This window comes from Pantoea sp. Pa-EAmG (assembly GCF_030024295.1).
Taxonomy (GTDB): Bacteria; Pseudomonadota; Gammaproteobacteria; order Enterobacterales; family Enterobacteriaceae; genus Pantoea; species Pantoea dispersa.
Genome location: NZ_JASEWO010000161.1, coordinates 1 through 9959, shown reverse-complemented (window position 1 = coordinate 9959; position 9959 = coordinate 1). Strand labels below are relative to the sequence as shown.

Here is a 9959-nt window from a genome sequence, read left to right as displayed (position 1 = left end):
TTACACGTTGGTGAAATCCCAAACGCTAAGTAAACGATTGAGGCTCACACGACCAATTCGCCCAGCAAGCCCACCCCCTCAGGTAGAGTTACCGGATCACACAGTTTTCCGGGAAAAGAAAGCCTGTGCTGTAACGTGGGGTCGCAAGATTATAGAGAAGTCGAATCTAAAGATCGACTCTTTTTGCGCCCGAAGCGGTGATTTCTGTTTGCCCCTCAGGGCAGGTGCGGCAGGCGAAGATACTCCTCGCTCTGCATCTCCTGCAGGCGCGACAGACAGCGCTGATATTCGAATTTCAGCCGCGTGCCCTGATAGATTTCAAACAGCGAGGTTTCTGCCGCCACCACCAGCTTGACGTGGCGCTCGTAGAACTCATCCACCAGCGCGAGGAACCGCCGCGCCTGGTCTTCCGTTTTGTAAATCATCACCGGCACATCGTACAGCAGCACGCTGTGGAAGCGGCGCGACAGCTCAATGTAATCGTGCTGGCTGCGCCCCTCACCGCATAACGCGAGGAAGTTGATGGCCAGTACGCCTTCGTGAACGCCGAGCGTCGGCAGCTGGCGATGGTTAATCTCCAGCACCGGCGCGTCGCCGCGCGGTTTACCGGACAGCGCGCTGAACATGCGCTCCATCTCCGCGTGCGTTGCGTCGTTAAGCGGGAAATTCCACAGATGGGCCGATGTCAGGGTGCGCAGGCGATAATCAATGCCGGCATCGACATTCATCACATCGCAGTGGCGCTTGATCTGCTCGATAGCCGGCAGAAAACGCGCCCGCTGCAGGCCGTTGCGGTACAGCTCATCCGGCGGAATGTTGGAGGTCGCCACCAGCGTAATGCCGCGGGCAAACAGCGCTTCCATCAGGGTACCAAGCAGCATTGCGTCGGTAATGTCGGAGACAAAAAACTCGTCGAAACAGAGAATATCGGTTTCCGCTTTGAAACGGTCAGCGACAATCAGCAGCGGGTCGCTGTGGCCCTGCAGCTGCGTTAACTCTTCGTGCACGCGCAGCATGAAGCGATGGAAATGCAGACGCAGTTTGCGATCGCCAGGAATAGACTGAAAAAACAGATCCATTACCCAGGTTTTACCGCGTCCGACGCCGCCCCACATATACAGGCCACGCACCGGCGCTTCATGGCTCTCCGGCGCTTTATTCATCAGCTTTGATAAGCGGCCAAACAGCCCTTTAGCTGCCGGCTGCGGCTGCTGCTGGCGGGCAATCAGGCCTTGCTGAATGCGATCTAAACGGGTGATGGCGTCACGTTGTACATCGTCCGGACGAAACTCGCCCTGCGACAGCGCCTGCTCATAGCGCGCAAGCGGAGATGAGGTTTGCATGGTTCTCTCAGAATCCCTGAAAAAGTCCGAATCACGTGTCGGTTGTCGAAAATTAGGCCGCTCTACACTAAGCGATACAGCCCGAGGATTCCACTTCCGATGGATTAACGGGTATAGTGGCTACTATTGAAGTTGAAACAGAAGCAATGCCCTACGAAGCAACGGAAATTACACGGGAGTCATTATGACCTGGGAATACGGGCTGATTGGTTTAGTGATTGGCATTATTGTCGGCGCGGTAGCGATGCGTTTTGGCAACAAAAAGCTGCGTGAGCAGCGCAGCATGCAGTACGAACTGGAAAAATCCAAAGCGGAGCTGGCGGATTACCGCGAAGAGCTCACCAACCACTTTGCGCGCAGCGCAGAGTTGCTGGACAACATGGCGCGCGACTATCGCCAGCTGTATCAGCACATGGCGAAAGGGTCGAATGACCTGCTGCCAAATCTGCCGGGCGAGAAAAACCCGTTTGCTTACCAGCTGACGGAAGCCGAGGCCGATAACGACCAGGCGCCGGTGCAGATCCCGCGCGACTACTCTGAAGGCGCATCGGGCCTGCTGCGCAGCGGCGAACGCACCACCCGCAGTTAATCCTTTTGGGGCACAGCATGGCTGTGCCCTTTTTGTTTTCCGAACGCTTATTACCAATAACTGTCACACTTCTTTTATCCCCCTTTTCGCAGCGAGAGCGTCATAGCAATGAAAAAACCAGCACGACTGTTAAGCGCATTAGCCTTGAGCATTGGGATGAGTCTGGCGGCGACGCCGGGTGCCATGGCCACGTTGCCGGCACAGATTCAGGGACAAGCACTGCCAAGCCTGGCACCGATGCTGGAAAAAGTGCTGCCGGCGGTGGTCAGCGTGCATGTCGAGGGCACCGACAGCGGTCAGCAGGGCCAGGATATTCCCGAGCCGCTGAAGCGCTTCTTTGGCCAGGCGCCCGGGCAGTCTCAGCCACAGCCGTTTGAAGGGCTGGGTTCCGGCGTCATCATCGACGCAGCTAAAGGCTACATTCTGACCAACAATCACGTGGTAAACGGTGCGGATAAAATCAGCGTGCAGCTGAGTGATGGCAACGAATATGACGCAAAGCTGATTGGTCATGACGAGCAAACCGACATCGCGCTGATTCAGGTAGAAGGCGCAAAAAACCTCACGCAGGTGAAAATTGCTGATTCTGACGCGCTGAAAGTGGGTGATTTTGCCGTGGCTATCGGCAACCCGTTCGGCCTCGGTCAGACGGCGACGTCCGGCATTATCTCGGCGCTGGGCCGCAGCGGGCTGAATCTGGAAGGGCTGGAGAACTTTATTCAGACCGATGCCGCCATCAACCGTGGTAACTCTGGCGGCGCGCTGGTGAACCTCAACGGCGAGCTGATCGGCATTAACACCGCCATTCTGGCGTCGAGCGGCGGCAACATTGGTATTGGCTTTGCCATCCCCAGCAACATGGCGATGAACCTGGCGCAGCAGCTGATTCAGTTCGGCGAAGTGAAGCGCGGACAGCTCGGGATCAAAGGGACAGAAATGACCGCCGATATCGCGAAAGCGTTTAACGTCGATGCGCAGCGCGGGGCATTTGTCTCTGAAGTGCTGCCGAAGTCGGCGGCGGAACAGGCGGGCATCAAAGCGGGCGACATCATTACCGCCATTAACGATAAGCCAATCACCAGCTTTGCCGAACTGCGGGTGAAAGTCGGCACCACGCCGCCAGGCCAGCAGGTGAAAATCGGTCTGCTGCGCGATGGCAAACCGCTGACGGTGACCGTAACGCTGGAACAGAGCGCGCAGAGTACCGCCAGCGCCCAGCTGATGTCGCCAGCGCTGCAGGGCGCCACGCTCAGTGACGGCAATACCAAAGCCGGCGATAAAGGGGTCAAAGTCGATACCATCGAAAAAGGCACGCCGGCAGAACAGGTTGGCCTGCAGAAAGACGATGTGATTGTCGGCGTCAACCGTACGCGGGTGCAGAGCCTCGCCGAGATGCGCAAAGTGCTGGAGGGCAAACCGCCGGTACTGGCGCTGAACGTGGTGCGCGGCGACGAGAGTATTTACCTGCTTCTGCGATAATCCTCGCAACGGGCGGACAAGCAGGTGTTTGTCCGCCCTTCTCGTGCTATTCTGCCCTGCGATCAACTCTTGCCTGAAATAACACCATGTTTCTTAAACTTTTACGTTCTGTGGTGATGGGCCTGATCGTGGCGGGTTTACTGCTTGTCGCGATCCCGGCGCTGCGAATGGGCAGCAACGTCACCTTTGATCACGACAGCAGCGCCGATGAAGCGCCCTTCAGTTTCAATCAGGGCGTGCGCCGTGCTGTGCCGGCGGTGGTCAACGTCTATAACCGCAGCGCGCACGGTAACAATAATCGCGGCATTACCACGCTCGGTTCCGGCGTCATCATGAACGCGAAAGGCTACATCCTCACCAACAAACATGTCATCAATAACGCTGACCAGATTATCGTCGCGCTGCAGGACGGACGCTTTTTTGAAGCGACGCTGGTGGGCTCCGACGCCATGACCGATCTGGCGGTGTTAAAAATCAGCGCCTCTAATCTGCCGGTAATCCCGATTAACGCCAAACGTGTCGCGCATATTGGTGATGTGGTGATGGCGATTGGCAACCCGTACAACCTCGGCCAGACGGTCACCCAGGGCATCATCAGCGCCACCGGCCGCATCGGTCTGAGCTCCTCCGGTCGGCAGAACTTCCTGCAAACCGATGCCTCGATCAACCAGGGGAACTCCGGCGGCGCGCTGATTAACTCGCTGGGCGAGCTGATGGGCATCAACACGCTGACCTTCGACAAAAGCAACGACGGCGAAACTCCGGAAGGCATTGGTTTTGCCATTCCGACCGCGCTGGCGACCAAAATTATGGATAAGCTGATTCGTGATGGCCGGGTGATCCGCGGTTATATCGGTATTACCGGGCGCGAGCTGCCGCCGCTGCACGGTCAGGGCAGCAACCTCGATCGGGTGCAGGGCATTATTGTTAGTGAAGTGACGCCGGGCGGTCCGGCGGATCGCGCCGGCATTCAGGCCAATGATGTCCTGCTGCAGGTAAACGGTAAGCCGGCGCTGTCCGCGCAGGAGACCATGGACCAGGTGGCGGAAATCCGCCCTGGATCGGTGATTGATGTGCAGGTGCTGCGCAATGAGCAGAAGATGACGCTGCCGGTTACCATCCAGGAGTTTCCGGAAGCGGCCAATAATACCTCGCCGTAAACGCACCCGGCCGCGGACAGCGCCATCGATGAGCCGCGGCCGGGTGTGCAGAACCGCGGCGTAACTAGCTGCGATCGACCGGGAAAGCGATCACCTCACTGAGCGCATCGGCCTTCAGCGCCAGCATAATCAGGCGATCCACGCCCAGCGCCACGCCGGAACAGGCCGGCATGCCGTGCGCCAGCGCATCCAGCAGGTAAGTATCAATCGGATGCTGCGGCAAACCGCGCGCAGCGCGACGGCGATTATCCTGCTCAAAACGCTGACGCTGTTCACGACTGTCGGTCAGTTCGCGGAAACCGTTGGCCAGCTCCACGCCTTTGTAATAGACCTCAAAACGCTCTGCCACGCGGTGATCTTCGGTACTGATCTCCGCCAGCGCCGCCTGACTGGCCGGGAAGTGATAGACGAAGCACGGCTTATCAAGACCAATTTTCGGTTCCACGCCCAGCATAAACAGCAGCTGCAGTAGCGTGTCGCGATCGTCTTCGCGATTCGCCAGCTCGCCCTCACCCAGCTTTTCCGCCGCTTCGCGCAGCTGCGCCTTGTCCGCCGACAGCGGATCGATCTCCAGATGACGGATAAACGCCTGCTGATACGATAGCGATTCGGCGCTGTCGCACTCCAGCACCTGCTGCAGCAGGTCGTCGACTTCGTTCATCAGCCGATACATGTCGTAGTGCGGCCGATACCACTCCAGCATGGTGAATTCCGGATTATGGTGGCGCCCGGCCTCTTCATTACGGAAGCAGCGCCCCATCTGATAAATCGGGCCGCTGCCCGCCGCCAGCAGGCGCTTCATGTGATATTCCGGACTGGTCATCAGCCACAGATCGCGCCCGTCTGCCGCGCCAGGTCCGACGAAGCGCGTCTGGAATGGCACCAGGTGGATGTCGGTGATCGTCGCCTGGCTCATGGCAGGCGTATCCACTTCCAGTACGCCGCGATCGGCAAAGAAACGCCGGATTTCCGCCAGGATGGCGGCGCGTTTCAACAAATTGGCAATGGGTGCGCTCGGCTGCCAGCTTGCCGTTTCGCTCATGGTGATGACTCCTTATACAGACAAGGGGAGGAAGTCTACCCGTATTGCTGACGGCAAACAACGGCACCGCCGTCGCGGCAGGCAGTTTCAGAAATCACAGGTGCAGGCAGGACAACAGGAGGAAGAGAAAGCCGGTACGAAAGCAGGTTTCGCACCGGTTTTAGTTACTGCGCGCTGCGCTGAATTGCCTGACCGCCCGCTTCAACATCTTCGCCTACGCCACGCGTGGTGTTACAGGCAGAAAGCAGCGAGGAAAGCACCAGTACCGAGAAAATCGCGACAATACTTTTCTTTAACATAGCCATATCCTTGTTGGTTGCAGTAAAAGTACAGCTTTTAAAGCATAGACCGGATACGCCATGATGGCGGTTAAGCTGCTGAAAAAAGACGCGGTGCGGGGAAGAGCGCGGAAATAAAAAAGGCGCATCGATGATGCGCCTGATTTGACGATTATTTTACGCGGGAAACGTATTCGCCAGAGCGGGTGTCCACTTTTACCACTTCGCCAATCTGTACGAACAGTGGCACTTTGATCACAGCGCCGGTAGACAGCGTCGCTGGCTTGCCGCCGGTACCGGCAGTATCACCTTTCAGACCTGGGTCAGTTTCGGTGATTTCAGCTTCGATGAAGTTCGGTGGCTGAACGGCGATCGGTTTATCGTTCCACAGGGTTACGATACACTCGGCGTTGTCCTGCAGCCATTTGGTCACGTCGTCCAGCACCTTGGCTTCAACCTGATACTGTTCGAAGGTTTCAGGGTGCATGAAGTAGAAGAAGTCACCGTCGTTGTAGGAGTACTGCAGCGTCATGTCACGCACGTCTGCGCCTTCGGCGGAGTCGGTAGACTTGAAGGTTTTCTCAACGCGTGAACCGGTCAGCAGACGACGCATTTTAACACGTGCAAACGCCTGGCCTTTACCCGGCTTAACGAATTCACTGGATTCGATGGCATACGGTTCGCCTTCGAACATGATTTTAAGACCGGCACGAAAATCGTTGCTAAGATAAGTCGCCATAAAGGCCCTCTGTAGATATTAACTGGTAATAGCCAAAAAAATGGCACACATTGTAACCCTAAATCCCCCCGTCAGAGAAGATTGGTTGCAGCAACTTGCTGATGTTGTCACCGATCCTGCTGAATTACTGCAACTTTTAGCCCTCGAAAACCACGCGGATCTGGCAGCCGGGAGCGAGGCACGCCGTCTGTTCGCCCTGCGCGTACCGCGCGCCTTTATTCAGCGCATGCAGCGCGGCAATGCGCAGGACCCGCTGCTGCTGCAGGTGCTGACCAGCCGTCAGGAGTTTACCGATGCGCCGGGCTACAGCACCGATCCGCTCGATGAGCAGAGCAGCGTGGTGCCGGGCTTACTGCATAAGTATAGAAACCGCGCGCTGCTGCTGGTCAAGGGCGGCTGCGCGGTGAACTGCCGCTACTGCTTCCGCCGGCATTTCCCCTATCAGGATAATCAGGGCAACAAGCGCAACTGGCAGGCGGCGATTGATTACATTGCCGCCCATCCCGAGCTCGACGAGATCATCTTCTCCGGCGGCGATCCGCTGATGGCGAAAGATCAGGAGCTGGCGTGGCTGATTGGCGCGCTGGAAAACATTCCGCACCTGAAACGCCTGCGCATTCACAGCCGGCTGCCGGTAGTGATCCCGGCGCGCATTACCGAAGGGCTATGCCAGCTGCTGGCGGATACGCGTCTGCAGGTGCTGCTGGTCAGCCACATCAACCACGCGCAGGAGATTGACGAGGCGCTGCGCGAACGCATGCAGAGGCTGAAGCGCGCCGGCGTCACCCTGCTGAACCAGAGCGTGCTGCTGCGCGGCGTTAATGACGATGCGCAGACCCTGGCACAGCTCAGCAATGCGCTGTTTGATGCCGGCATCCTGCCCTACTATTTACATGTGCTGGATAAGGTGCAGGGGGCGGCGCACTTCTTTGTGCCGGATGAGCAGGCGCGCGCGCTGGTGCGGCAGCTGCTGACCATGGTGTCGGGCTATATGGTGCCGAAGCTGGCGCGGGAAATTGGTGGTGAGCCGAGCAAAACGCCGCTGGATCTGCAGCTGCGTCAGGAGTGACGTTCCCTGCCAGCTGCCCGGTGCGCATGAATGCGCACCCTACAGTATTCCTGTGGCGGCACCATCACCGCAGGAGCCATTGATGGCGACCGCGCAGGGACTGAACTCAAAAACAAAAAAGCCGCTCTCGCGGCTTTTTTATTGCTGCTCTGCCATTACGGGCACTTATACACCTGACCCGACATTTTGCTGTCGAGCGGGGCAAAGGCAGACAGCAGGTTCTGCGTCGGGCTGGTGGCACCATAAATTACGTTGCCGCCCATCTCCGCTGCGCGGTTACGCAGGTCGTTGGCCGCACCGCGCAGTGAACTGCCTTCACCGCCTGAACCGGTCAACCAGTTGCTCTGCGAGCCGGTAACATTGCCCAGCAGCTGACATTGGCTGCCTGGCTGTTGATCAACAAAGGTGACACGTTCGCCGGCGGCACTCAGTTGGTTGGAGGTGCTACAGCCCGCCAGCAGTAAGGTACCGACTGCCAGTCCGAGCGAGAGGTTAATCCGCATTATAATCCCCATTTATTATCATCAGTGTCGGGCGGCAGCGTAGCAGAAAAGCGCACATTTTTTCTGAACATTCATTGCCCTAAACCCGCAAAGCCGAAGTATTGCGCCCTTACTTATACCTTGTTCGCCGGCAAAAGAAAAACCCCCGACCGTTTCCGATCGGGGGTTTCTCAACAGCTCAGACGTTCAGGGCAATTACATCATGCCGCCCATGCCGCCCATACCACCCATGCCGCCAGCGCCAGCACCTAAGTCAGGTGCGTCGCCTTTCGGCAGGTCGGTGACCATCGCTTCGGTGGTGATCATCAGACCGGCCACAGAAGACGCGTACTGCAGCGCAGAACGGGTCACTTTGGTTGGATCCAGGATACCGAAGTCGATCATGTTGCCGTACTCTTCGGTCTGCGCGTTGTAACCGTAGTTACCGTCGCCCGCTTTCACGTTGTTAGCAACCACAGATGGCTCTTCACCGGCGTTAGAAACGATCTGACGCAGTGGAGCTTCCATTGCGCGCAGCGCAACTTTGATACCCACGTTCTGATCTTCGTTCTGACCTTTCAGGCCAGATGCTGCGATTTTCGCCGCAACACGCACCAGCGCGACACCACCACCGGCAACCACGCCTTCTTCAACCGCAGCACGGGTAGCGTGCAGGGCATCTTCAACGCGTGCTTTCTTCTCTTTCATCTCAACTTCAGTCGCTGCGCCTACTTTCAGTACGGCTACACCGCCTGCCAGTTTTGCAACGCGCTCCTGCAGTTTCTCTTTGTCGTAGTCAGACGTCGCTTCTTCGATCTGCTGACGGATCTGCGTCACGCGGCCAGAGATTGCGCCCTGATCGCCCACACCATCGATGATGGTGGTGGTGTCTTTGTTGATCACCACGCGTTTTGCCTGACCCAGGTCTTCCAGCGTCGCTTTTTCCAGCTCCATACCGATCTCTTCAGAGATCACGGTACCGCCGGTCAGGATAGCAATATCCTGCAGCATCGCTTTACGACGGTCGCCGAAGCCCGGTGCTTTCACCGCAGCCACTTTCACGATACCGCGCATGGTGTTGACCACCAGCGTAGCCAGCGCTTCGCCTTCCACGTCTTCTGCGATGATCAGCAGTGGTTTGCCGGCTTTCGCCACAGCTTCCAGCACTGGCAGCATTTCGCGGATGTTAGAGATTTTCTTGTCAGCCAGCAGGATGAATGGGCTTTCCAGCTCCACTGCACCGGTTTCTGGCTTGTTGATGAAGTACGGAGACAGGTAGCCACGGTCGAACTGCATACCTTCAACCACGTCCAGCTCGTCCTGCAGGCCGGTACCTTCTTCAACGGTGATCACGCCTTCTTTACCCACTTTGTCCATCGCCTGAGCGATCAGGGTACCGACGCTTTCATCGGAGTTGGCAGAAATGGTACCTACCTGCGCGATAGCGCGGGAATCCTGGCATGGTACAGACAGGGTTTTCAGCTCTTCAACGGCTGCTGCAACGGCTTTATCGATACCGCGCTTCAGATCCATTGGGTTCATGCCCGCCGCGACGGCTTTCAGGCCTTCGTTGACGATAGCCTGTGCCAGAACGGTAGCGGTGGTGGTGCCGTCGCCTGCTGCGTCGTTAGCTTTAGAAGCGACTTCTTTCACCATCTGCGCACCCATGTTCTCGAACTTGTCTTCCAGCTCGATTTCACGTGCCACAGAAACACCATCTTTAGTGATGGTCGGTGCACCAAAAGATTTATCCAGAACCACGTTACGGCCTTTCGGGC

The 9959-nt window shown here is 57.5% G+C and carries 10 protein-coding genes; 4 read left to right on the top strand and 6 right to left on the bottom strand.

Annotation, left to right across the window (positions count from 1 at the left end):
* Positions 1-215 precede the first annotated feature (215 nt).
* Positions 216-1343 (bottom strand): cell division protein ZapE, encoded by a 1128-nt coding sequence (zapE, locus tag QMM04_RS17825; protein WP_058759600.1) that lies wholly within the window; start codon positions 1341-1343, stop codon positions 216-218.
* A 184-nt stretch (positions 1344-1527) separates the two neighbouring features.
* On the opposite strand from zapE, the gene zapG reads away from it, so the two are divergent.
* The 3 genes from zapG (at position 1528) to degS (ending at position 4571) form a co-directional block, all read left to right on the top strand.
* A complete protein-coding gene (gene zapG / locus QMM04_RS17820) occupies positions 1528-1932 on the top strand; it encodes a Z-ring associated protein ZapG (RefSeq protein ID WP_021507757.1) in 405 nt (134 codons plus the stop codon).
* A gap of 108 nt (positions 1933-2040) precedes the next feature.
* Positions 2041-3411 carry a serine endoprotease DegQ gene (degQ, locus tag QMM04_RS17815; protein ID WP_031279744.1) on the top strand — a complete coding sequence of 457 codons (1371 nt, stop codon included), beginning with the start codon at positions 2041-2043 and terminating at the stop codon, positions 3409-3411.
* Between the two features lie 86 nt (positions 3412-3497).
* Positions 3498-4571 (top strand): outer membrane-stress sensor serine endopeptidase DegS, encoded by a 1074-nt coding sequence (gene degS, locus QMM04_RS17810; RefSeq protein ID WP_021507759.1) that lies wholly within the window; start codon positions 3498-3500, stop codon positions 4569-4571.
* A gap of 64 nt (positions 4572-4635) precedes the next feature.
* On the opposite strand, the gene epmA is transcribed toward degS, so the two are convergent.
* The 3 genes from epmA to efp all read right to left on the bottom strand — a co-directional run bounded on the left by epmA (position 4636) and on the right by efp (position 6630).
* Positions 4636-5613 (bottom strand): elongation factor P--(R)-beta-lysine ligase, encoded by a 978-nt coding sequence (gene epmA, locus QMM04_RS17805; protein WP_021507760.1) that lies wholly within the window; start codon positions 5611-5613, stop codon positions 4636-4638.
* 164 nt (positions 5614-5777) lie between these two features.
* Positions 5778-5912, bottom strand: coding sequence for an entericidin A/B family lipoprotein (locus tag QMM04_RS17800; protein ID WP_031279745.1), 135 nt, complete (start codon positions 5910-5912; stop codon positions 5778-5780).
* A 151-nt stretch (positions 5913-6063) separates the two neighbouring features.
* The gene (efp, locus tag QMM04_RS17795) at positions 6064-6630 is read right to left on the bottom strand and encodes an elongation factor P (protein ID WP_021507762.1); all 567 of its coding nucleotides are present in this window, start codon (positions 6628-6630) and stop codon (positions 6064-6066) included.
* A gap of 40 nt (positions 6631-6670) precedes the next feature.
* On the opposite strand from efp, the gene epmB reads away from it, so the two are divergent.
* Entirely contained in the window at positions 6671-7699 is a 1029-nt protein-coding gene (gene epmB, locus QMM04_RS17790) for an EF-P beta-lysylation protein EpmB (protein ID WP_058759602.1), read from the top strand.
* A gap of 155 nt (positions 7700-7854) precedes the next feature.
* Here epmB and QMM04_RS17785 read toward each other — a convergent pair whose 3' ends face one another.
* On the bottom strand, positions 7855-8202 hold the full coding sequence (locus tag QMM04_RS17785) for a DUF4156 domain-containing protein (RefSeq protein WP_021507764.1): 348 nt from the start codon (positions 8200-8202) through the stop codon (positions 7855-7857).
* Positions 8203-8397: 195 nt separating this feature from the next.
* A partial coding sequence (gene groL / locus QMM04_RS17780) for a chaperonin GroEL (RefSeq protein ID WP_282996661.1) occupies positions 8398-9959 on the bottom strand: 1562 nt, incomplete at its 5' end.